Here is a 22,879-nt window from a genome sequence, read left to right as displayed (position 1 = left end):
GCCATTCACTCGATCGGCGCGATCTCGATCAGCGGCGCGCCGCTCGCCACCTGCTCGCCAGCCGTGACACGCACCGCAGTCACCTTGCCCGCGACCGGCGCCACGATCCGGTGCTGCATCTTCATCGCCTCCAGAACCGCCAGCGTCTCGCCCGCGGCGACGGTGGCGCCCAGCTCGGCGGCGATTTCGCTCAAAAGCCCCGGCATCGGCGCGCGGATCAGGCCATCCGCCGCCACCCCAACCACCTTTCCCGCCGGTGCGGCGCGGAAGAATCGCCGCCGCGCCGCGCCGAGCGCCAGCGCGACCTCGCCGCCGGCGCGCGCCTTCGCCGCGAACCGGCGGCGACGCCCGGATATGCGCGCCGTTCCCTCGCCCGTCAGTTCGACCGAGAGCGTCTCCGCCCCCAGCGTCACGCGCCAGCCGTTGGCGATCGGCGTCGCGACAAGCGCCGCCGCCTCGCCAGCGGTCTCAAGCGTCAGATAGGCGCGCGCCGGCCCGTCGCTCCGCCAGCCAAGCTGGTCCGCGCCGATCAGCCCGGCGCGGTCCAGCGCGAAAGCGCGGTCCGCATCGAGCGCAATCGCCGCCGCCAGCACCCATTCCTCCTTCACCGGCGCCTTCGCCGCCGGCCTCTCGGGCCAGGTCTCTTCGATGAACGCCGTCGTCGCCTCGCCCGCTTTGAAAGCCGGCGCGCCGAGCGCGTCGATCAGAAAGTCGGTATTCGTCTCCGGCCCGACCAGCGCGGTTTCCTCCAGCGCGTGGATCAGCCGCCTGCGCGCCTCGTCCCGCGTCTCCCCCCAGGTGACGATCTTCGCCAGCATCGGGTCGTACCATGGAGAAACCTCGTCGCCTTCGGCGACCCCGGAATCGATCCGCACCCCCGCGCCGGAGGCCGGACGCCAGATTTCGATCATCCCGGTCGAAGGCAGGAATCCCGCCGCCGGGTCCTCGGCGTAGAGCCGCGCCTCCATCGCCGCGCCCGAGATTCGCACGTCGCCTAGCGTGAGGGGCAATGCTTCGCCTCGGGCCACCCTGATCTGCAGCGCGACGAGATCGAGCCCGGTCACCATCTCGGTGACCGGATGCTCGACCTGCAATCTCGTATTCATCTCAAGGAAGTAGAATCCGCCGTTCGCATCGAGCAGAAACTCCACGGTTCCCGCGCCGCGGTAGGCGACGGCGCGCGCCGCCGCCACCGCTGCGCGGCCCATCTCCTCGCGGAGCGCCGGACCGACCGCCGGCGAGGGCGCCTCCTCGATCACCTTCTGGTGCCGGCGCTGGACCGAGCAGTCCCGCTCCCCGAGCGAGAGACAGGCGCCATGCGCGTCAGCGAAGATCTGGATCTCGACATGGCGGGGCCGGCTGATCGCCTTTTCGATGATCAGCCGGCCGTCGCTGAAAGCCGATTCCGCCTCCGCCCGCGCCCGGGCCAGCGCCTCCGGCAGCGCCTCCGGCGCCTCGACTAGCCGCATGCCCCTGCCGCCGCCGCCCGCCGCGGCCTTGACCATGACCGGAAAGCCGATTCTGGCGGCGGCGTCGGTCAGCGCCGTCTCGGACTGGTCCTCGCCCTCGTAGCCCGGAACGCAGGGCACGCCGGCTTCGATCATCAGCCGTTTCGCGCCGGCCTTGTCGCCCATGGCGCGGATCGCGGCGGCGGGCGGGCCGATGAAGACCAGCCCGGCGGCCGCCACCGCTTCGGCGAAATCGGCGTTCTCCGAGAGAAACCCGTAGCCCGGATGGATCGCGTCCGCACCCGCCGCCCGCGCGGCCTCGATGATCCGCTCGGCGGAGACGTAGCTTTCCGCCGCCGGGGCCGGGCCGATGCGGACGGCGTCATCCGCCATTAGCGTATGTGGCGCGCCCCTGTCAGCGTCAGAATATACCGCGACCGTCCGCAGCCCCATCTCCCGCGCCGTGCGGATCACCCGGCAGGCGATCTCGCCGCGATTGGCGATCAGAACCGTCTCGAGCGTCATTCCGGCGCCCAGCTTGGCCGGTGTTTGCCAACGAAGGCCGCCACGCCCTCGCGGCCTTCGTCGCCGAGGAGCGCGTCGGCGAACACCTCGGCGGCGTGGCGGCGCTCGGCCGCCCGGCTCTCGCCCGGAAGCGATCGGATCAGCGCCTTCGTCGCGGCGACGGCGGCGGGGCCGCATTTCAGGACCGCATCGCGCACGCCGGCGACGGCGGCGTCCATATCCGCCGTCACCTCGTCCGCCAGCCCGGCGCGCTCCGCCCCCCAGGCGTCGATCATCGTCCCGGTCAGCATCAGACGGCGCGCCTCACGCGCGCCGAGGCGCCGGACGACGAAGGGCGCTATCTGCGCCGGGACGAGGCCGATCCGCGCCTCGCTCAGCGCAAAGCGCGCGCCGGCCTCGGCGATCACGACGTCGCCGCAACAGGCGAGGCCAAAGCCGCCCGCCATCGCGAACCCCTCCACCGCCATCACCGTCGCCTGATCGAGCGTCTCCACCGCATCGAACGCCGCCGCGCCGGCGAGGCTGAGTTGGATGACCTCCTCGCGTGTCGCGTTCTCCGTGGCGGCGAAGGCCTTCAGGTCGCCCCCCGCGCAAAAGACCGCGCCGCGCCCGCGAAAGGTCACGCCACGGATGTCGCGCCGGCCTTTCAACGCGGCGCATAGCGCGACGAGCGCTTCGATACGCGCTGCGGTCAACGGATTTCGCGCCTCGGGCTGGTTGAACCAAACCGTGAGCCAGCCCTCCGCAACCTCCAGGTCGAGCGCGGCGCTTTTCGGTAGTTTCATCACATCCTCGCCGCGCCAAATGCGTTCGGCTGAAGCCGCCGGTTTCGCGCCTCCCATATCGTCTCCAGGCAGAAGCCCAGCACCCGCCGCGTATCCGCCGGGTCGATCACCCCGTGGTCGAGGCAGCGTCCGGAGGTGTAAAACGCATCGGCCTGCCGGTCGAAAACCTTCTGAATCGCTTCGCGCTGACCTTCGAGCGCCGCTTCATCCACCGGCGCGCCCTTGCGTTCGGCGCCCTGCCGCATGACCGAGACCATCGCCCCAGCCGCCTGCGCGCCGCCCATCACGCCGGTGAGCGCGTTCGGCCAGGCGAAGAGGAAATCCGGGTCGAAACCGTAACCCGCCATGCCGTAATTTCCAGCCCCGTAGGACGCGCCGACATGGAGTGCGATCTTCGCGACCCGCGCGTTCGCCACAGCCTGGATCATCTTCGATCCATGCTTGATCATGCCGGCTCTCTCATATTCAGTTCCAACGAAATAGCCGGTGGTGTTGTGAAGGAAGATTAGCGGCGTCTCCGCCTGGTCGGAAAGCTGGATGAACTGCGCCGCCTTGGTGGCGCCGGCCGGGTCGATCGGCCCGTTATTGCAGATCAGCCCACAGGCGAAGCCGTTGATCGCGGCGTGCAGGCAAAGCGTCGTACGGCCGTAATCCGGTTTGAAAGCGGTGGATTCGGAGCCGTCGACGATGCGCGCGACGATCTCCTGGGCCTCGTACGGCGTCTTCGGATCGGCCGGAATCACGCCCGGAAGTTCCGCCGGATCGTGAATGGGCGGCGCATAGGCGCGCGCAGGACGGGGCGCGAGGCTCTTGTTCCAGTCGAGCCGGCCGATCACTTCACGCGCCAGGGCGACGCCATGCGCGTCGTCTTCGGCGAGGTATTCGACCAGCCCGGTGACCTCTGCGTGCATCTCTGAACCGCCAAGCGCCCGATCCTCCGCCGCTTCGCCGGTTGCGGCCTGCACCAGCGCCGCGCCCGCCAGCGCCGCCATGCCGCGCTTCTTCACCCCGATCACATAGTCCGAGAGGCCGATCATGTAGGCCCCGCCAGCGGTCGAGGCGCCGTGGAGCACCGCCACCGAGGGGATGCCCGCCGCCGAGGCCCGGGCAAGATTTGCGAAGATCCGCCCGCCCTCGGCCCAGTGCCGGACTTCATACTTCATCAGGTTCGCGCCGGCGCTTTCCACCAGATGCACCAGCGGCAGCTTCTGGCGAAGCGCGATGGCCTGAATGGATTGCGTGACCGGGAGGCTCATCGCTCCCATCGCGCCGGCCTTGATGCCGCTGTCGTCGACCCAGACCATCACCCGCGTCCCGGCGACGAAGCCGATCCCGGCGATCAGCGACGAGCCGGGGATCGACGCTTCCTCCTCAGCCGTGTCAACCTGATAGCCGGCCAGCGAATGTAACCGCAGAAACGGCATCCCCGGATCGAGAAGGCGCGCCAGCCGTTCGCGCGGGGTGATCTGGCCGCGCGCTTCGAACCGCGCGGCCGAGGCTTCCGAGGCCGCCTCGGCCCGCGCTTCGAGCGCCCGGAGCCGCTGGACGAGGGCGCGAATCGCCGCCGCGTTGGTCGCGAATTCAGGCGATCCGGGCGCTACGCGACTTTGAAAAGCCATACTCTATCCCTCGGGCGCAAGCGCCGCCGGCAGGCGCACCGGCAGAGCCAGAAGCCGCTGTGCGTAGCCCTTGCCTTGCGCGTCGTTCAGGAGGCTGGCGATCCCCCCGCCGCCGAGTGCGCCGTGAAGCAGGAGATTCATCGACGCCGACCCCGGCAGGTGAAAGCGCTCGATCCTCCCTTTAGCGAACGGTATCGCTTCCCGGATCGCATCGTCGGTCAGGGCCGCCCAGATCCAGGGCAGATAGTCCGCGCGGCGCGCGATCACGCCGATGTTCGCGGCGTCGCCCTTGTCGCCGGATCGCGCCCAGGCCAGCGCCTCCAGCGACCGCGCCGCGTCCGCCTCGCCGGCTGCCTCCGGCGGCGCGTGGGGACCGGGCGCCGCGCCGGCGGCTTGCGGCGCCGGCGGAGAGAACGGGACGACAGCGGCATCGACGCTGACGCGGACAGGAACCGCGGCGGCGTCGATCAGAAAGGAGAAGAGCCGCACCACCGGCGAAGGCTTCGACCGCCCCGCCCCAGTGAAGCCATGCAGCCCCGGCGGCGCCGCGAGACCGGCGCCCATCGTCTCCTTCAGGAACAACCCGACCGCCCGCGCGTCCTCGTGCCGGACGGCGGTTTTCAGCGTGACCTCCTCATAGGCCCCGGCGCCCGGCCGCCCGCCGCTGACCTCGACGCAGGTCTCGGCGAAATCGGGCGCGTTCAGCGCACCGAGCCGGGCGCGCGCCCGCGTCAGCCCGGCGGCTGCGAAGGCGCGCGCCTTGGCGCCCGCATCCCGCCCGTTGAACTCGAAGAGATATCCGCCGCGAAACCCGTCCCGCCAGGTCGCGGAAACCTTCAGCTTTCCGCTTGGCGCGCCGCCCCGCGCGCCGGAAACCCGCACCCTGCCCGAGCCTTCCTCCTCGATCCTGACTTCAGAGAAGTCACAACTCACGTCGGGCAGCAGATAGGCGCGCGGATCGCCGATCTCGTAGAGCATCTGCTCCGCCACCGTCGCCCGACTCACCAACCCCGTCGTTCCTTCGGGTCGTGTCACGGCGATGGCGCCGTCCGCCGCAATCTCCGCCAACGGATAGCCGATTGCGGCGATGTCGCCCGCCGCCTCCCAGTCGGTGAAATTACCGCCGGTCGCCTGCGGCCCGCATTCGAGGATATGCCCGGCCAGCGAGCCCGCCGCGAGAAGATCGAAATCCTCCTCCTCCCAACCAAACCGCCAGAGCGCGGCCCCCAGCGTCAGCGCGCTGTCGACGCAGCGCCCTGTGACGACGATATCGGCCCCGGCCCGCAGCGCCGCAGCAATGGGAAAGGCGCCGAGATAGGCGCTGACCGAGGCGACCTCGGGCGGGAACGGCGCGCCGGAGAACATCTCGCGGACGCCCGCGAACTCCGCCGCCCGCGCGGTCAGATCGTCGCCCTCGACGACTCCGACCTTGAGCGTCAGGCCCTGCGCGGCGATCTCCTTGCGGAGCGCCGCGGCGCAGCCCGCCGGGTTCAACCCGCCTGCGTTGGAGATGACGCGCACCCCCCTTTCCGCTATCGCCTTCAGGTTCGGCGCCATCGCCGCGGTGGCGAAATCCGGAACGAATCCCGCATCCGGGTCCTTCGCCCGCGCCCGCGCCAGCAGCGACATGGTGATCTCCGCGAGATAGTCGTGGATGACGACATCGAGGCCGGGGTGCGCAAGCAATTGGGCCGTCGCATGAGGCGCCTCGCCCCAATACCCGCTCGCGCCACCGACGATCAGCCGTTCCATTCCGCGCCCCGCCTCTCAACCATCTCGCCGCTCAGAAAGGAAACCGCAGGGCGGCGCGTCAAGAGCGCCGTTCCGTCAGTCGTCCGCCGGCGCGTCCCTGAAGCCCGTCGCGACGACGAATTTCTCGGAGCTGTCCTTCCGCGACGACGGCGGCTTCATGTGCGAAACTTTTTTGAAACGGCGTTTCAATTCAGCCAGCAACTCGTTCTCCGCCCCGCCAGAGAGCACCTTTGCGACGAAGACGCCGCCCGGCTCCAGAATATCGAAGGCGAGCAGCGCAGCCGCCTCGCAAAGCGCCATGATCCGGATGTGATCGGTCTGTTTGTGGCCGGAGGAGGAAGCCGCCATATCTGACATCACCACATCGGCCGGTCCGCCGAGCGCGGCCTTCACCGCATCGTCCGCGCCCTCATCGAGAAAGTCGAGCTTCAGCAACACGGCGCCCGGAACCGGGTCCACATCCTGAAGGTCGACGCCGACGATGCGCCCGGTCCGCTTGCCGGATTTCTCGCCAAGCGCGTTGATCCGCGGGACCGCGACCTGAAGCCAGCCGCCCGGCGCGCAGCCAAGATCGACGACGCGGGCGCCAGGAACCAGAAACCGGTGCTTGTCGTCGATCTCCATGATCTTGAACGCCGCGCGGCCGCGATAGCCCTCCGCCTGCGCGCGGGCGACATAAGGGTCGTTGATCTGCCGCTCCAGCCAAAGCTTCGAGGACAGCTTTCGACCCTTCGCGGTCTTCACCTTTTGGCGCAACTCGCGCGCCCCGCGCCCGCCGCCGGAGGGTTTGGCCCCGCTCATGCCCGCGCGCCGGCGTTGAGGGTATAGATCAACCCCTCGCGCAGCCCCCGGTCGGCCACGCGCAACCGCTGCGTCGGCCAGGCGTTCAGAATCGCGGAGAGGATCGCGCAGCTTGCGACGATCAGCCGGGCCCGATCGGCGCCGATGCTCGGATGATGCGCACGCGCGTCGTCAGAGAGCGATGCGAGTTCGCGCGCGATGCGCCGCGCGGAGCGGAACGGCAGCCAGAGCCCGTCGACCCGGCTCCGGTCGTAGCGCCGCAGTCCGAGATGCGCGGCGCCGATGGTGGTGACTGAGCCGGAGGCGCCGATCAACTGAAGCGGCCGCTCGCCGGCCTCCTCCGCCATCGGCCGGGCGAAACCGGCGATCAGTTCTTCGAAATACCAGGTCATCAAGCCGAATCGCCGGCCCGGATCGGCGATCTCGGCGAACTTGTCCTCCAGCGTCGCGACGCCGACCGGGATCGATACCCAATCAAGAATCCGCGCCCCGCCCTCTGCGCCGCCCGCATCTCCAGTGCTTGCGCAGATGCCGCGCACCCCGTCGGCGCGCTCCGCCGGGTCGACCTCCGCAAGGTCGAGCAAGACCAGTTCCGTCGAGCCGCCGCCGATATCGAAGATCAGCACCCGCTCGGCCTCCGGGTCCACCAGCGGCCCGCAGCCGGCGACAGCGAGTCGCGATTCCTCCTCCGCCGTGATGATCTCGAGGTGGATACCGGTCTCCTCACGCACCCTGAGCGCGAATTCGTCGCCATTGAGCGCCTGTCGGCAAGCCGCCGTGGCGACCGCGCGAAAACTCTGCGGCCCGGCTCTTGCGATCTTGTCGGCGCAGATCTTCAGCGCTCCGACCGCACGGTCCATCGCCGCCGGATCGAGCGCGCCGGATTTCTCCATGCCGTCGCCGAGACGGATCGCGCGCGAGAAACTGTCGATCACCCGCAGCGTCGCGCCTTCGGGGCGCGCCACGAGCAACCGGCAGTTATTGGTGCCGAGATCGAGGCCCGCGACCGAGGCCGCGCCACCGTCCGCCACTGCGCCGGCTCGCGTCGTTCTCGGAACGGTCTCGCCGTCCATCCCGTCCCCTGTTGTCGGTTATCTTTTGCAGCACCCAGAGGTAGAGGAGGCTGCAAGCCACGGCAAGGCAGGACTTGGCTTCAGGCGCAACCGCCAGCCGCCGCGATGCGCATCGGCTTCACCTCGACACCCAGCGCCTGGCAGACCTGATACGGCAGATCCGGGTTGTTAAGCGTATAGAGATGGATATGCCCCGCGCCCTCGCGCCGGAGCGTGTCGCACATTTCGGAGGCGACGGAGATCGACAACAAATCCACCGCATCCGCCGCTTCGGCGTTGGCGTAGGCGGTTTTCATCCAGTCCGGCACGCTCGCGCCGCAGCGCGCGGCGAACACCTGCATCCGCGCGAAATTCTCGATCGGCAGCACGCCGGGATGGATCGGTTTCTCGATCCCGGCGGCGACGCAGCGGTCGCGGAACCGCAGAAACGTCTCGACGTCGAAAAAGAACTGGCTGATGGCGTCATCCGCTCCGGCGTCGAACTTCCGCTTCAGGTGATCCACATCGGCGCCGTCATGCGCCGCTTCCGGGTGCGGTTCGGGATATGCGCCGACGGTGACGTGAAAGCGCCCCTCCGCCTTCAGTGCGCGAATCAGTTCTTCCGAACCTTCGAATCCGCCGGGATGCGGGCGGAATCCGTTATCGCCCGCCGCGGCGTCGCCGCGCAGCGCGACGATGCGGCGGCAACCCAGTTTCGCATAGGTCCGCGCGACGGCCAGCGTTTCGTCGCGAGTCGCGCCGACGCAGGTGAGATGCCCCGCGACATCAAGCCGGGCGCGATCCCGGATGGTGTGGATCGCGGCCACCGTGCGTTCGCGCGTCGATCCGCCGGCGCCGTAGGTGACCGAAACGAAGCGCGGTCCCAGAGGCGCCAGACGCTCCACCGAACGCCAGAGCCGCATCGCGCCTTTGGGCCCCTTCGGAGGAAAGAATTCGAATGATATCGACGGGGTCGAACTGGTCATGCGGCAATCCTCGGGACAAGACGGGCGACGCCGTCCGGCGGAGGATACAGGTGTAAAAGCGACGCTACAAGGCGAAAACCCGACTTGCATCGCGAAACGCCCCGCGCCATCTATCGTTGAGTGTCGCAAAGCGGTTATGGGCGGTCGCGATCATGCGCGCCGCAACCGGCGCGAGGGCGCATCTGGCGTCGGAAGAGAACGTGCCGGACAGAGCGTAGGGGAATGATCGAGTGCCTCAGGTCGTGACGGTCTACTGGCGGGACATCCCGGCGCAAGTCATCGTCGGAAAGGGCCGCCGGGCGGCGAAGGTCCAGCTTGCAGAGCGTTTTGTCCAGGCGATCGACCGATGCGCGATGAAGATCGGCGCAAAGGGCGAAGACGCCTATCTCGCTGAATGGCGCAAGGCGACGCCGGTCGAGGTGGCGGGCGCCGATGACGAAACGGTCGCCGCGGCCGAGGCCGCGCGGCTGGAGGCGGAGTACGATCAGGACCGCGTCCGCGCCCTGATCGCAAATGACGGATGGACCGAAGCGCGTTGACCCTGATAGGGATTTGATTCTGATGGCGAAGATCCTGAACCTGTTTGCCCACCGCCAGACCGCCGCGCCCGCGAACCTCGCGCCCGTGGGAGCGGCCGCCGCCGCGCTGCTCGACGGGTTCTCGATCGAAGTGATGCCGCGCACCGCCGAGAAGATCGAGGATTTCCGCACCCTTCTGCCCGCCGACACCCGCGTCTACATCGCCCATATCGACGGCACGCCGATCGAGGACATGGTCGCGACGGCGAAGAGGATTCGCGCCGAGGGCTTCCCGGTGATGCCGCATTTCCCGGCCCGGATCATCCGCGACCGGGCCATGCTCGGAGATTGGATCGCCCGCTACCAGGGCGAGGCGGGCGTCGATCAGGCGCTTCTTCTCGCCGGCGGACTCGACGCGCCGAAGGGCGATTTCAGCGATTCCATGCAGTTGATCGAGACCGGGCTTTTCGACGAGGCCGGCTTCAAACGCCTCCATGTCGCCGGCCACCCGGAGGGCAATCGCGATATCGACCCGGACGGCTCCGGCGTTCGCGCGATGCAGGCGCTGCGCTGGAAGGCGGATTTCGCCAGCCGCACCGACGCCGAAATGGCCATCGCCACGCAGTTCTGCTTCGAGGCCGCGCCGGTCATCGAATGGGCCGACATGCTGCGCGCGGAAGGCGTCGCGCTGCCGATCCATATCGGGGTCGCCGGCCCGGCCAAGCTTCAGACGTTGATCCGTTTCGCACTGGCCTGCGGCGTCGGCCCTTCGCTTCGCGTCCTGCAGCGCCGCGCCTCGGACGTGACCAAGCTGATGACCCCGTTCACGCCGGAGAAGTTCCTCACCGATCTCGCGGAGCACACGGCGGCGCATCCCGGCTTCAACATCACCAACGTCCATTTCTTCCCACTCGGCGGCATCACCAGGACCGCCGAATTCACCGGGGTTTTCGGCGGCTCGCGTCCGCTCGCAGCCACCGGCTGACTCCCGATCCCGCCCAGCCGCAGAAAGCAGAACGCCTTATGACCCGCACTGTCGTCGAATCCAGGACGAAGACCGTAATCATTGGCTTCGATCAGCCGTTCTGTGTGATTGGCGAACGGATCAATCCGACCGGCCGCAAGAAGCTGGCGGCGGAGCTGGAGGCCGGCGATTTCTCCTCCGTCGAGCGGGACGCGCTGGAGCAGGTCGCTTGCGGCGCGGCGGTGCTGGACATCAACTCCGGCGCGGTGTTCTCCAACAAAATGGCCGAAGACCCGCGCTACGCCGACAATAATTTCGTCGAACCGGCGCTGATGAAGGAAATGGTGGCCCGCGTGCAGGGGCTGGTCGACGTGCCGCTCTGCATCGACAGCTCGGTCCCCGGCGCGCTGAAGAACGGGCTGGAGACCGCCCACGGCCGCCCTCTCCTCAACTCCGTCACCGGCGAGGAGGAGCGACTGGAGCTCGTCCTGCCGCTGGTGAAGAAATACAACGTGCCGGTCGTCGCGATCTCGAATGACGACACCGGCATCTCTGAAGACCCGGACGTGCGTTTCGCGGTGGCGAAGAAGATTGTCGAGCGCGCCGCCGATTTCGGCATTCCGGCGCATGACATCGTGGTGGATCCGCTGGTGATGCCGATCGGGGCGATGGCGACCGCCGGCCATCAGGTCTTCACGCTGGTGCGCCGGCTTCGTGACGAGTTGGGCGTCAACACCACCTGCGGCGCCTCCAACATCTCCTTCGGGCTGCCGAACCGGCACGGAATCAACAACGCCTTCCTGCCGATGGCGGCGGCGGCGGGGATGACCTCGGCGATCATGAACCCGGTGCAGCCGGGGGCGAGCGCGAAGAAGATCGAAGCGCGGATCGCCGAACTCGCCGCGCTCGGGATCGTCGTGCCCGATGGGATCGACCCGAAGGCGCTCGCCCCACTCATCGGCCTCGGCGCCGCCTCCGCCACGCCGTCGAAAGAGGTCGAGGCGATAAAGGCCGCGAATTTCCTGCTCAACAACGACGCCTCGGGCGCCGATTGGATCCGCTTCAACAAGGTCGCCGCCGCTCCGGGCGAGGGCGGCGCACGCGAAGGCCGCCGGCGGCGGCGAGGCTGAGGCGAGCGCCGGCCCGGTCGGACGCCTTTCGTGTCAGCCGGGGCGTGAGCCGAACGGCGTCGCATTCCGACTGGATTGCGCGCCGGGATCCGGACCCATGGACTGACCGAAAACGTCAGATGCCGGCTTCGCGCCCAATCCGCCTGACGCCGCGCATATCGCCAATGACAAATCCCGACGCTACACGCCGAAATTGAGCGGTGTAGTCGTTGAAGAGGCGGGTCGGCGATGACGCAAGTTCAGGGGCAACATGATTTGAGGCGAGGGCTGCCATTGCAGCAATCGTCCATGAGAAACGTCAGCAATTCGCCGATGCGCGAAAAATCGACAGTGTAACGCAGACTGCGCGACCGCCTTTCGCGCTGGACGATTCTCGCTTCCGACAACGCGGCCAGATGAAACGAGGCGCGTGAAGGGCTGGCGCCGACCTTCGCGGCGATGTCGCCTGCGTTCAGCCCGTCCGGGCCGGCGATGACCAACGCCCGAATGACCTTCAGCCGGTCCGCATTCGACAGGGCCTGAAACAGGGAGGCAGCTTCTTCCTCACGCATATTTTAAGAGTCCTTGAAATGTATCCCGCGCTGTGTCACCTCTATATTTCAAGATTCGTTGAAATGAAAGTGAGAGCTGACATGACTTTCGCGACCCTGCTATCCGGCCTCGAGCGGCTTGACGCCGCTGCGGCCCTGATCTTTGAATTCGACGGGCAGCCTGTCGGCGCCGGCTATCACGTCACTGAACTTCGACACTCGACGTCGACTGGCATCGATTGCGGCGGCAAGGTTGAAACGTGGCAGGAAGCCCGCCTGCAACTCCTGGATGGCCCCGGCGAGGCGCATATGAGCGTCGGCAAGTTTCGCGGCATCCTCGAAAAGAGCCTCGGCAGACTTCCGGAACTCTCCGACGCGCCGCTACTGGTCGAGTTTTCGCCCGGCAATTCGGGGCTCAGACTGATGGTTCCGGGCGAACCGTCCATGAAGAATGGTCTGGCGACTGTATATCTTCGGGATTCACGGGCGATCTGCAAACCTGCGGAGCGGAAACGATCCATCGAAGGGACTGCGAATGGCTGTTGCGGGGCGTCGAACCCCGCAAGCGCCTGCTGTGGTTCGGAGAGGGCGGCAGGCGCGCGCGAAGCCTGTTGCATGTGATCGCCGACCGACACGACTCGGAAGCCATGGACGGCCGCCTGCCGGCCGGGTGAGCGATCGCCCGGCTCTGGCGGCCGCCATGCGAGTTTGCAACACCTCGCGGCTTTGACCGTCGCGCGGGGATTCCCTCCGCGCCGCTTCAGAAATCCCGGCCTTGGCCCGCGTTGTCGCGGAGCGCAGTCGTCGCCGCCCGGGCCTCACGCCGCTCCCGCCGCACGACGTAGATCCCGGCCGAAAAGATCACCGCCGCGCCGACGAAGGTCCATGCGTCCGGGATCTCGCCGAAGGCCCAGGCGGCGAGAAGCGAGATCCAGATCAGCTTCAGGAAGTCGAAGGGCATCACCGCGCCCGGATCCGCCTCCTTCAGCGCCTGGCTGAGCGCGACCTGCCCCAGCGTTCCGATGATTCCGATGAACACGAGCCAGACCCAGGCTTCCGGCGTCGGGTCGCGCCAGACCCAGAGCGCGGGGCCGAGCGAGAAGACGCTGAGAAAGACTCCCATCCAGGCGACGATGGCGACGCTCGATTCGGTTCGCGACAGCACCTTGATCACGATGAGCGCTCCGGCCCAGAGCGTCGCCGAGCCGAGCGCCAGCAGCGCGCCGGGCTCCACCATCGCGACGCCCGGCCGAAGCACGATCAGCATCCCGACGAAGCCCGCCCCGATCGCCAGCCAGCGCCGGACGCGGAACACCTCGCCCAGAATGAAGTAGCTCATCAGCGCAGTGAAGATCGGCGCGGTGAAGCTCAGCGCCGTGACCTTCGCCAGCGGCGTGATCGCCAGCGCGGTGAAGAACATCAGCATCGCGCCGATATTGAGGAGCGACCGCAGCGCGTGCAGCCCGATGCGCTGCGTCCGCATCTCCTGGAACCCGGAACGCAGCAGCAGCGGCGTCAGAACCAGAAGCCCGAACAGATTGCGGAAGAACGCGATCTCGAAAGGCGGCAGTTCCGCCGACACATGACGTATGCTCACATGCATGACCGAAAAGAACACCGTGGACGCGCACATCAGCGCGACGCCGCGGATCACGGCCGGCTGCGCGCGCCAATCCGCGCGAAGCGAGTCGAACGCCATTCGTCATCTCCCGTCGGCTCGTCCGACCCTTCGCGGGCAAGCTAGCGCGAAGGCGCGCCGATGGCCACGCCCCTGCTTGCGTGCGCCGCCCGCGACGGGAGATGGCGCCAAGACAAGGCGCTCAGGCCCCCGGGAAGCGCACGCGCATCGAGCCCGGCGAGCCGCGCCGCCGCCAGCATCGCCACAGGATACCCTGCGGCGCCAAGCCCGCAAATCACCGCCGTCGCCGCGACGGAGATGATCGAATCGCGATGCGCCGCGTCACGGGCGTGAATATTGCTGATATGAAGCTCGATCACCGGCGCCTGCATCATCCGGATCGCATCCAGCACCGGAACCGATTGAAACGAGAGGCCGGCGGGGTTGATGCTCAGCGCGTCCGCGGCGCCCCGCGCCTCCTGAATCCAGTCGACCATCACCCCGTCATGGTTGGTTTGCCGGAATACGAGCGTAACGCCAAGATCCTGCGCGAGACTACGGCAAGCGCTCTCGATATCGGCGAGCGTCGTTGCGCCATAGATCTCCGGCTCCCACTCGCCCGGCGGGTTCAGGTTCGGCCCGTTCCGGATCGTGATCCGTTTCGTCATGCGCGTCTCCCATTGGCGCACCCGGGCCTATGCGCCGCCGGCCCGCGGCGCCAAGCTCTTGACGAGTGGTTCAGCCGTCGATCGCCGACGGGTTCCGCCAGCCGGGGTCGAGCGCGCGCCGCGCGACGTCCATGAAACGGGAATTGAATCTCATCTGCCGCCTTAATCGAGAGCGCGAAAACAGGCCGCGACGCTTTCCCCCCTCCGAGCGGCGCAATTCCGCAGGCGGTTGGCGCAGAGACGGGAAAGCATTAGCACTGCCCTTGTGCGGACCGATGGAAGCCGAAGCATGACCAAGACCGACCCCCTCGTGGTTTTCACCCCCTCCGGCAAGCGCGGCCATTTCCCGGTCGGCACGCCGGTTCTGACCGCCGCGCGCCAGTTGGGCGTCGATCTCGACAGCGTCTGCGGCGGACGCGGGATTTGTTCGAAATGTCAGATCACGCCGGAATTCGGCGAGTTCGCCAAACACGGTGTGAAGGCGGAGGAAAGCGGCCTCTCCGAATGGAACGCGGTGGAGGAGCGCTATCGCTCCAAGCGCGGGCTGAAACCGGGCCGGCGGCTCGGCTGCCAGGCGACGCTTCAGGGCGACATGGTCATCGACGTGCCGGTCGAAAGCCAGGTTCACAAGCAGGTGGTGAGGAAACGCGCCGAGGCCCGCGACATCGTCATGGATCCGGCGACGCGGCTTTACTATGTCGAGGTCGAGGAACCCGACATGGAGAAGCCCACTGGCGATCTAGAGCGGCTCCAGCAGGCGCTTTTCGATCAATGGGGCCTCGCCCATGTGATCGGCGACCTTCGGACCATGCAGATGCTGCAACCCGCGCTTCGCGACGGCGAGTGGAAGGTCACCTGCGCGATCTACGAGGGTGAGGGCCTCGGCGCGGCGCGGATCATTCAGGTCTGGCCCGGCTTTCACGAAGGCTCGATCTACGGGCTCGCCTTCGATGTCGGTTCGACCACCATCGCCTGCCACTGCGTCGATCTTCAGTCCGGCGAGGTCCTGGCCTCCTCCGGGCTGATGAACCCGCAGATCCGCTTCGGCGAGGATCTGATGAGCCGGGTCAGCTATTCGATGATGAACGAGGGCGGCGCGGAGGCGATGACGAAAGCGGTGCGCGAGGCCGCGAACGCGCTGATCGGCCAGGTCGCGGCCGAAGCCCGCATCAGTCGGGAGGAGATCGTCGAGGCGGTCTTCGTCGGCAACCCGGTGATGCATCACCTCCTCCTCGGGATCGACCCGAAGGAGTTGGGCTGGGCGCCCTTCGCGCTCGCCACCTCGAACTCGATCCAACTCTGGGCGAAGGAGATCGAGATCGAGATGCACCCCGACGCGCGCATCTACATCCTTCCCTGCATCGCCGGCCATGTCGGCGCGGACGCCGCCGCCGTCGCGCTGTCGGAGGGGCCGAATGTTTCGGACGACCTCGTGCTGATCGTCGATGTCGGCACCAACGCCGAGATCATGCTCGGCGACCGCGACGGGGTGCTCGCCTGCTCGTCGCCCACCGGCCCGGCCTTCGAGGGCGCGCAGATCAGCGGCGGCCAGCGGGCCGCGCCAGGCGCCATCGAAAAGGTGGAGATCGACCCCGTTACGCGGGAGCCGCGCTTTCGCGTCATCGGGTGCGAGCTCTGGTCCGACGATCCCGGCTTCGAGCGCGCCGTCGGCCCGCAGGGCGTGACCGGCATCTGCGGCTCCGGCATCATCGAGGTGATCGCGGAGATGCGCCTCGCAGGCGTCGTCGACGAGGACGGCTCCATCGGCTCCGCCGCCGCCACCGGGACGGAGCGCGCGGTTCCCGACGGGCGAACGCACGCCTATCTCCTGCATGACGGCTCCGAAAGCGGCGGGCCGCGCATCCTGATCACACAGGCCGACGTGCGCGCGATTCAGCTCGCCAAGGCCGCGCTTTACGCCGGCGCGCGGCTGCTGATGGACAAGCGCGGCGTGGAATCGGTCGACCGCGTGGTGCTCGCCGGCGCGTTCGGCGCGCATATCTCTCCGAAACACGCGATGATCCTCGGCATGATCCCGGACTGCCCGCTGGAGAAAGTCACCTCTGCCGGCAACGCCGCCGGCACCGGCGCCCGCATCGCGCTTCTCAACTCGGCCGCGCGGCGGGAGATCGAGAGCGTCGTGCGCCGGATCGAGAAGATCGAAACCGCGGTCGAGCCGCGCTTTCAGGAGCATTTCGTGAACGCCATCGCGGTGCCGCATAAGGTGGATCCGTTTCCGCGCCTGAACTCGATCGTCACCCTCCCGAGCGTGTCCTTCGCAGCCGGTGGAGAAAGCGGCGACGGCGGCGGACGGCGGCGAAGGAGGCCACGACCGGCCGCCTGAGCGGCGCCGCGCCTATCGGCGAGCGGTCAGCCGGTCGTCAAAATCGCTGGCGATCGAGATGGTTCGCCCTTCAATGACATAGCCGCAGAGCCGCAGTGTCGGGTAGACGAGCGCGTGGATGCGGTCGAACACCTCGTCGGGAAGGTCCCGATATGAGTCTCTCGACTTCTGGTGGATCGGGGCCGAAAGCGGCATCCTGCCATGGCCCTTTTCACCCGGAGCATAAGCTTCGTGCGCGGTCAGGACTGCGTCGTTCCAGGGAAGGCCGAGTCCGGCGATCAGCGTCCGCAAGATGCGCTGTGGATCGGCCACGAAACGTTCGTAATGCACGACCGGGAGACCGGACCGCATCGCTTCGGTGACTTTGACATTCCAGAGGAGGAGCAGCGCGGCGAGGTTGTCGAGCTCATCGAGCGCGGCGACGAAACCGGGTGCGATGCCGCGCGCCCAGCGCATGATGATGCGACGATTGCTTTCCCGCCGCGCCGGGGATTCTCCGATCACGCCGGCGCTGGCCGCGACGGAAAACGGGTTCCGGACCAGTACGAAGCCTCTCGTATGAACCGGCGGCGACAGCCACACCGCGTTCTTGAGCAGAAGCAACCCGCCATCCGGCAACGAGACATGCCGCGCCAGCTTGCTGTCGGCGGCGACCGCCGTCGCGCCGGTCCGGCGCAGATGCTCGAAAAGCGCGAGCTCTTCCTCGGAGTTCGTCTTGCGCAGGTCGTGAACCGCGTGAATTCGGGGATGCGCGTTCAGCGTTCGCAGCAGCAGCGTCTCGCCGGAACGCGAATAGCTCTGCATGATCGCGACATCGAACTTCATTGACCGGCCCCGCGGTTTGCTCGTGAAATCCGGGCTCGCCCCCCAAATTTCACCGCCTCTTCTAGGCGGAGGCGCTCGGCGCGTCCATCAGACGGGGCGCAGCGCGCGGCCCGCCGGCCTTGACAGCGACGCCCCGGCGTCCATGTTCGGCCGCCGTCGCGTCCTGAGGCGGGACGGGGTTCTTCAATATTCTGGACAGGATGGACGCATGATCTATCGAACGCTCGGCAGGAATGGCCCGAAGGTCTCCGCGCTCTCTCTCGGCTCTATGACATGGGGCTCGCAGAACGACGCGGCCGAGGCTCATGCGCAGATCGACCGCGCGCTCGACGCGGGCGTGGACTTCATCGACACCGCGGAGATGTATCCGGCCAATCCCGGCCCCGGCGACGCGCCCGGCGCGACCGAGACGATCATCGGCGAATGGCTGGCCAAGACCGGCAGGCGGGACGAGATCATCCTCGCCACCAAGATCACCGGTGAAGGCAGTCAGCGCCCCCGCGCCGGGGTCGCCCCGACCCCGCCGATCGACGCCGCCGAGATCGACAAGGCGCTCGACGCGTCGCTGAAGCGACTCCGGACCGATCATGTCGACCTCTACCAGCTTCACTGGCCCAATCGCGGCTCCTATCATTTTCGCCGTTACTGGGGCTGGGTTCCAAAGCCGCACGACGCCGCGACCGAGCGACAGGAGATCGCCGACATCCTCGGTGCGCTCTCACGCCAGATCGAAGCCGGCAAGATCCGCCATATCGGGCTTTCGAACGAGACCGCCTGGGGCCTGATGCAGTTTCTCGATGTCGCGGAGCGCGAGAGTCTGCCGCGCGTCGTCTCGCTCCAGAACGAGTATTCCCTTCTTTGCCGGATCTTTGATCTCGACCTCGCTGAGACCTGCATGGCCGAAGGGGTGAGCCTCCTCGCCTATTCGCCGCTAGCGGCCGGCATCCTCAGCGGCAAATACGCCGGTGACCAGACGCCGCCCGGCACGCGCCGCGCGCTTAACGCAACGCTGGGCGGGCGCATCACCGAGTATCTCTGGCCGGCGCATGACGCCTATCTGGCGCTCGCCCGCGAGTCCGGGCTCGACCCCGCCCGGATGGCCCTCGGCTTCTGCCTCTCCCGGCCCTTCATGGGCGCCGCGATCTTCGGCGCAACGAAGATGGAGCATCTGGAAACCGCCCTCAGCGCCGCCGAGCGGGAACTGCCGGAAGACGTTCTCGACGGTATCGAGGCGATCCACCGGCGTTGGCCAATGCCGCTCTGAGGCGAAAAGAGGATCAATCTGAAGCTAGGGGAAGCAGGAACACGCCGCGCCGAAGCGCGATATCGTCGGGACGATCCTTCATCTGCCGCCGGCCCGCCCCCCTACCGCCCGTCGCCGTTCACCGATGGCAGCGTCTCGAACGCTTCACGAATCGCGTCCGCCCAGCCCCTGGAAATCGCCGAGAAATCTTCGTCTTCAGCCTCGATCCGGCGCTGCACGGCGAAATCGAGTTCATCGGCGCGGATCACCGTCAGGTCGAGCGGCATCCCGACCGAAAGATTCGAGCGGAGGGTCGAATCCATCGAAAGGAACACGGCTTTCAGCGCCTGATCGAGCGGCGTCTCCGGGGTGATCACCCGGTCGAGGATCGGTTTGCCGTATTTGTGCTCGCCGATCTGCAGAAACGGCGTGTCCGGCGTCGCTTCGATGAAATTTCCGGCGGAGTAGATGAGGTATAGCCGCATCTCGCCGTCCTTCCGCTGCCCGGCGAGCAGGATCGAGGCGTCCGCCCCCGCCCCCTGCGCCTGCAGGGTCTCGCGGTGGCGCGCCTGCACGTCCCTCATCGCATCGCCGAAGAGCTGAGCCGAGCGAAAGAGCGTCTGCGCGTTCAGGATCGTCTCGACCCGTTCGTCATCCTGGGAGCGGGCTATGGCGGCGTTGATCCGGCTCAGAACTCCCTGTGTGATCGAAAGATTTCCCGCGCAGCAGGCGACCAGCACGCGCTCGCCGGGGTCGTTCCAGTTGAACATCTTTCGAAAGCGCGAAATGTTGTCGAGACCGGCGTTGGTGCGGGTGTCCGACATCATCACGATGCCGGCATCGAGCTTCAGTCCGACGCAATAGGTCATCAGACCATCCTCGGGTTATTGAGCCTGGGTCACCTGGACGTCGGCCTCGAGCGTCTCTTCGGCGGCGCCAGTGATTGATCCACGTAGGGGCGCCGCATCGGGCGCGTCAAGCCCCGCGGCCAGCCGCACATAGTGATCGGTCGGACAAATCCGGTTCGAAGCGTCGAAACCGACCCAGCCGAGCGAGTCGATCCAGATTTCCGCCCAGGCGTGCGTCTCCTGCTCTGTCGAAAGCTCTGGCTGATCGCCCTCGCCGACCATCAGATAGCCGACCACATAGCGCGCAGCCGCGCCGAGCGAACGCGCCCCCGAGATCAGTAGATGCGTATGGTCCTGACAGACCCCGGCGCCCAGATTCAACGTCTCCGCCGCCGTCGTCTTCGCCGTCGTCGCGCCGGGACGGTAATCCACCGCATCGCGCACCGCTTCGGAAAGCGCGTGCGCGGCGCTGATCCCGGTCTTGCCCGCCGTCGCTTCCTTCGCCAGCGCCGTGATCGCTTCATCCGGCGCCGTCAGCGGCGTCTTTCGCAGGAACATCGCCGGGCGCGCAGCCATGCGCCAGCCGCGCAGCACGCCGTGAACGTCGCGCGTCTCGACTACGCCTTCGGCGACGATCTCCACCTCTTCGGCGCCGTCATGGGCGAGCCAGACCGATTCCTCGTCTCCATAGCCGTTCGCCAGCCGCATATGCGGCGCCTCGCCGTTCACCGTCACCGACCATGAACGCGGCGTCTGCGCGGCGGTGACCGCCGGGTAGAGCCGCAGTTTCAGCGCCACGCGGGCGGCGGGCGGATCGTAGCGGTAGAACGTGCGGTGGCGGATCGAGAGCAGCATCGGACCTCAGAAGTGATAGGCGCGGGAGATCGCGGCCGAAAGCCGCGCATTGTGTTGAAGCGCCTCGGTCGTGAACTCATGCAGGCCGGTTTGAAACAGTTCCCCCATCTCCACATCGGCCAGCCGCGCGACCATTTCGCCGGCCAGCATGTGGCAGTGGTCCCGCCGCCCGTAGGCGAGTGCAAGGAGCCCGAGATAGCGTGAAAGCTCATTGTAACAATAAGCGACGGAGCGCGGGAAACGCTGGTTGAGGATCAGAAAGTCGGTGATCTTCCACGGGCTGAAATCGCCCCGATACACGTGATGATAGGCCCGCGATGCCGATGTCGCATGCAGCACCGAGGTCCATTGATGATGGTCGCGCCCGCCGCCGACGGTCTCGGTCTCCGGCAGCAGCACGTAATATTTCACGTCGAGCAGCCGCAAGGTCAGTTCGGACCGTTCCAGAAGCCCGCCAATGCGCAGGAAATAATAGCCGTCCGTCCTGAGCATCGAGGTTTCCGAGGCGCCGCGGAACACCGCCGCGCGGGTTTTCACCCAGTCGATGATCGCCGGCAATTCTCGGTTGGCGGCGCCTGGGTCAGCCATCTCCAGCCGGCGCCAGCCGTCGTTCAGCGCCTCCCACATCTCGGCGGTGATCGCGGTGCGCACCGCGCGCGCGTTCTCCCGCGCGCGATTCAGGCAATAGCGGATCGACGCAGGGGTCTCCGGGCAGAGCACCAGTTTCTCGACGATGCGCGCCTCGGTGATCCGCTCTTCGTCCTCGAAAAGATGCGCGGCCCCGGCGACCGCGGCGACGGAGCGCCATTCGTCGCGCCCCGGTCCCGGGATCAGCGTCATGCGCTGGCCCATCTCGATGAGCCGCGCGGCGGCCTCCGCGCGCTCCAGATAGCGCGCGGTCCAGAAGAGGTTCTCGGCCGCCCGGCTCAGCACGCCCGTTTTCCTCTCGCGGTGCTCATTCCGACAGCACCCACGTGTCCTTCACGCCGCCGCCCTGGCTCGAATTGACGACGAGCGAGCCTTCGCGCAGCGCGACCCGCGTCAGCCCGCCGGGGGCGAGGCGCATGTCCGCGCCGACCATGCAATAGGGCCTGAGATCGACATGCCGCGCCGCGATGCCGCCGCCGGCGAGCGAGGGCGAGGCAGACAATTCCAACGTCGGCTGAGCGATGAAATCGGCGGGCTCCGCCCTGATCCGACTGGCGTAGGCTTCGATCTCCTCCGCCGTCGCCTTCGGGCCGATCAACATTCCATACCCGCCGGAGCCGTGCACCTCCTTCACCACCATATCACCGAGATTGGCGAGAACATGGCTCAGTTCATCCGGCTCCGAACAACGCCATGTCGGCACGTTTTCGAGGATCGCCGTCTCGCCAAGGTAGAAACGAATCATCTCCGGCACGTAGCAATAGACCGCCTTGTCATCCGCGACGCCCGCCCCGGGCGCCGAACAGATGGTGACGCCGCCGGTCCGATAGACCTGCATCAGTCCAGGCACGCCGAGAACGCTGTCGGCGCGAAAGGTGATCGGGTCGAGGAAATCGTCGTCGATCCGCCGGTAGATCACATCGACCCGCTTCGGCCCCTGCGTCGTCCGCATCCAGACGCGGCCCTCATCGACGAAAAGATCCTGCGGCTCGACGAGATCCACCCCCATCCTGTCGGCGAGAAAGGAATGTTCGTAATAGGCGGAGTTGAGCGATCCGGGCGTCATGATCACCACCGTCGGATCGCCCTTGCAGGCCGGCGGCGCCACTTCCTCAAGCGTCTTTCTGAGCAAATCCGGATAGTCGTCCACCGGCTGAATCGAGAGAGATTGAAAGAGCTCGGGAAACATCCGCATCATGATCGCACGCGTCTCCAGCTTGTAGGAGACGCCCGAGGGCGTGCGGCAATTGTCCTCCAACACCTGAAAGGAGTTCTCGCCCGTCCTCACGATGTCGATGCCGACGATATGCGAATAGACCCGGCCCGGCGGATCGACTCCGATCATCTCCGGCAGAAAGGCCGCGTTCTGATAAACCAGCCGCTCCGGCACGATCCCGGCCTTCAGGATCTCGCCGCGGTGATAGACATCCCAGAGGAAGGCGTTCAGCGCGCGGGCGCGCTGCTTGATGCCGCGGTCCAGCCGGCGCCACTCATGCGCATCGAAAACCCGTGGAATGAGATCGAACGGGATCAGCCGTTCAGGGTCGCCCCCCTCGCCGTAAACCGCAAAGGTGATGCCGATACGGCGGAAGATCGCCTCCGCCTCCTCGGTCTTCAGCAGCAGCGCGTCGACGCCCGTCTCATCGATCCAGCGCGCGACACCCTCATAGGCCGATCGCGTCACCCCGTCTTCGCCGGACATCTCGTTGAACATGCGCGC

General features: G+C 67.3%; 21 protein-coding genes. 6 read left to right on the top strand and 15 right to left on the bottom strand.

Annotation, left to right across the window (positions count from 1 at the left end):
• Window positions 1-5: 5 nt before the first annotated feature.
• From G5B40_RS00905 to metF, 7 genes are all read right to left on the bottom strand, one after another.
• Window positions 6-1,973, bottom strand: a complete 1,968-nt coding sequence (locus G5B40_RS00905) for an acetyl-CoA carboxylase biotin carboxylase subunit (protein WP_165093877.1) — start codon at window positions 1,971-1,973, stop codon at window positions 6-8.
• Window positions 1,970-2,758, bottom strand: coding sequence for an enoyl-CoA hydratase/isomerase family protein (locus G5B40_RS00900; RefSeq protein WP_165093874.1), 789 nt, complete (start codon window positions 2,756-2,758; stop codon window positions 1,970-1,972). The genes G5B40_RS00905 and G5B40_RS00900 overlap by 4 nt, the downstream gene beginning before the upstream one ends.
• Window positions 2,758-4,377, bottom strand: a complete 1,620-nt coding sequence (locus G5B40_RS00895; protein ID WP_165093871.1) for an acyl-CoA carboxylase subunit beta — start codon at window positions 4,375-4,377, stop codon at window positions 2,758-2,760. Before G5B40_RS00895 ends, G5B40_RS00900 begins: the two co-directional genes overlap by 1 nt.
• Window positions 4,378-4,380: 3 nt before the next feature.
• Window positions 4,381-6,129 carry an acyclic terpene utilization AtuA family protein gene (locus G5B40_RS00890; protein ID WP_165093868.1) on the bottom strand — a complete coding sequence of 583 codons (1,749 nt, stop codon included), beginning with the start codon at window positions 6,127-6,129 and terminating at the stop codon, window positions 4,381-4,383.
• A gap of 75 nt (window positions 6,130-6,204) precedes the next feature.
• The gene (locus G5B40_RS00885) at window positions 6,205-6,930 is read right to left on the bottom strand and encodes an RlmE family RNA methyltransferase (RefSeq protein WP_165093865.1); all 726 of its coding nucleotides are present in this window, start codon (window positions 6,928-6,930) and stop codon (window positions 6,205-6,207) included.
• Window positions 6,927-8,003 (bottom strand): Ppx/GppA phosphatase family protein, encoded by a 1,077-nt coding sequence (locus G5B40_RS00880; RefSeq protein WP_165093863.1) that lies wholly within the window; start codon window positions 8,001-8,003, stop codon window positions 6,927-6,929. The genes G5B40_RS00885 and G5B40_RS00880 overlap by 4 nt, the downstream gene beginning before the upstream one ends.
• An 80-nt stretch (window positions 8,004-8,083) precedes the next feature.
• Complete coding sequence (metF, locus tag G5B40_RS00875) at window positions 8,084-8,968, bottom strand: methylenetetrahydrofolate reductase [NAD(P)H] (RefSeq protein ID WP_165093860.1); 885 nt, start codon at window positions 8,966-8,968, stop codon at window positions 8,084-8,086.
• A 230-nt stretch (window positions 8,969-9,198) separates the two neighbouring features.
• Between metF and G5B40_RS00870 the strand changes: the two genes are divergently transcribed.
• The 3 genes from G5B40_RS00870 to G5B40_RS00860 are packed head-to-tail and all read left to right on the top strand — an operon-like array spanning window position 9,199 to window position 11,580.
• The gene (locus G5B40_RS00870) at window positions 9,199-9,507 is read left to right on the top strand and encodes a virulence factor (protein WP_165093858.1); all 309 of its coding nucleotides are present in this window, start codon (window positions 9,199-9,201) and stop codon (window positions 9,505-9,507) included.
• A gap of 22 nt (window positions 9,508-9,529) precedes the next feature.
• The gene (locus G5B40_RS00865; RefSeq protein WP_165093856.1) at window positions 9,530-10,471 is read left to right on the top strand and encodes a methylenetetrahydrofolate reductase; all 942 of its coding nucleotides are present in this window, start codon (window positions 9,530-9,532) and stop codon (window positions 10,469-10,471) included.
• Window positions 10,472-10,509: 38 nt separating this feature from the next.
• A complete protein-coding gene (locus G5B40_RS00860; RefSeq protein WP_165093854.1) occupies window positions 10,510-11,580 on the top strand; it encodes a dihydropteroate synthase in 1,071 nt (356 codons plus the stop codon).
• A gap of 239 nt (window positions 11,581-11,819) precedes the next feature.
• Here G5B40_RS00860 and G5B40_RS00855 read toward each other — a convergent pair whose 3' ends face one another.
• Window positions 11,820-12,131: an ArsR/SmtB family transcription factor gene (locus G5B40_RS00855; protein WP_165093852.1), complete on the bottom strand. Its 312-nt coding sequence runs from the start codon at window positions 12,129-12,131 to the stop codon at window positions 11,820-11,822.
• A gap of 81 nt (window positions 12,132-12,212) precedes the next feature.
• Here G5B40_RS00855 and G5B40_RS00850 point away from each other — a divergent pair, with 81 nt between their 5' ends.
• Window positions 12,213-12,731 carry a DUF6428 family protein gene (locus G5B40_RS00850; RefSeq protein ID WP_165093850.1) on the top strand — a complete coding sequence of 173 codons (519 nt, stop codon included), beginning with the start codon at window positions 12,213-12,215 and terminating at the stop codon, window positions 12,729-12,731.
• A 139-nt stretch (window positions 12,732-12,870) separates the two neighbouring features.
• Here the strand turns inward: G5B40_RS00850 and G5B40_RS00845 are convergent, their stop codons facing one another.
• Both G5B40_RS00845 and G5B40_RS00840 read right to left on the bottom strand, forming a co-directional pair.
• Entirely contained in the window at window positions 12,871-13,809 is a 939-nt protein-coding gene (locus tag G5B40_RS00845) for a DMT family transporter (RefSeq protein WP_165093848.1), read from the bottom strand.
• 41 nt (window positions 13,810-13,850) lie between these two features.
• The gene (locus tag G5B40_RS00840; protein ID WP_165093846.1) at window positions 13,851-14,396 is read right to left on the bottom strand and encodes a type II 3-dehydroquinate dehydratase; all 546 of its coding nucleotides are present in this window, start codon (window positions 14,394-14,396) and stop codon (window positions 13,851-13,853) included.
• Window positions 14,397-14,685: 289 nt separating this feature from the next.
• On the opposite strand from G5B40_RS00840, the gene G5B40_RS00835 reads away from it, so the two are divergent.
• A complete protein-coding gene (locus G5B40_RS00835) occupies window positions 14,686-16,740 on the top strand; it encodes an ASKHA domain-containing protein (protein WP_165093843.1) in 2,055 nt (684 codons plus the stop codon).
• 12 nt (window positions 16,741-16,752) lie between these two features.
• Here G5B40_RS00835 and G5B40_RS00830 read toward each other — a convergent pair whose 3' ends face one another.
• On the bottom strand, window positions 16,753-17,565 hold the full coding sequence (locus G5B40_RS00830) for a sulfotransferase (RefSeq protein ID WP_165093841.1): 813 nt from the start codon (window positions 17,563-17,565) through the stop codon (window positions 16,753-16,755).
• 208 nt (window positions 17,566-17,773) lie between these two features.
• Between G5B40_RS00830 and G5B40_RS00825 the strand changes: the two genes are divergently transcribed.
• Window positions 17,774-18,829, top strand: a complete 1,056-nt coding sequence (locus G5B40_RS00825) for an aldo/keto reductase (RefSeq protein WP_165093838.1) — start codon at window positions 17,774-17,776, stop codon at window positions 18,827-18,829.
• A 101-nt stretch (window positions 18,830-18,930) separates the two neighbouring features.
• Here the strand turns inward: G5B40_RS00825 and G5B40_RS00820 are convergent, their stop codons facing one another.
• Genes G5B40_RS00820 through G5B40_RS00805 form a run of 4 tightly spaced genes read right to left on the bottom strand, consistent with a single transcriptional unit; the run spans window position 18,931 to window position 22,873 of the window.
• Window positions 18,931-19,677 carry a proteasome-type protease gene (locus G5B40_RS00820; protein ID WP_165093836.1) on the bottom strand — a complete coding sequence of 249 codons (747 nt, stop codon included), beginning with the start codon at window positions 19,675-19,677 and terminating at the stop codon, window positions 18,931-18,933.
• A gap of 15 nt (window positions 19,678-19,692) precedes the next feature.
• On the bottom strand, window positions 19,693-20,511 hold the full coding sequence (locus G5B40_RS00815) for a transglutaminase family protein (RefSeq protein WP_165093833.1): 819 nt from the start codon (window positions 20,509-20,511) through the stop codon (window positions 19,693-19,695).
• Between the two features lie 6 nt (window positions 20,512-20,517).
• Window positions 20,518-21,444, bottom strand: coding sequence for an alpha-E domain-containing protein (locus G5B40_RS00810; protein WP_165093831.1), 927 nt, complete (start codon window positions 21,442-21,444; stop codon window positions 20,518-20,520).
• A 22-nt stretch (window positions 21,445-21,466) separates the two neighbouring features.
• Window positions 21,467-22,873 carry a circularly permuted type 2 ATP-grasp protein gene (locus tag G5B40_RS00805; protein ID WP_165093828.1) on the bottom strand — a complete coding sequence of 469 codons (1,407 nt, stop codon included), beginning with the start codon at window positions 22,871-22,873 and terminating at the stop codon, window positions 21,467-21,469.
• Window positions 22,874-22,879: the final 6 nt, after the last annotated feature.

Origin of the sequence: Pikeienuella piscinae (genome assembly GCF_011044155.1) — a bacterium.
In the GTDB taxonomy this organism is placed as follows: Bacteria; Pseudomonadota; Alphaproteobacteria; order Rhodobacterales; family Rhodobacteraceae; genus Pikeienuella; species Pikeienuella piscinae.
Note: the sequence above shows the minus strand (reverse complement) of the source record. Positions and strands in the feature narration are given on the sequence as shown.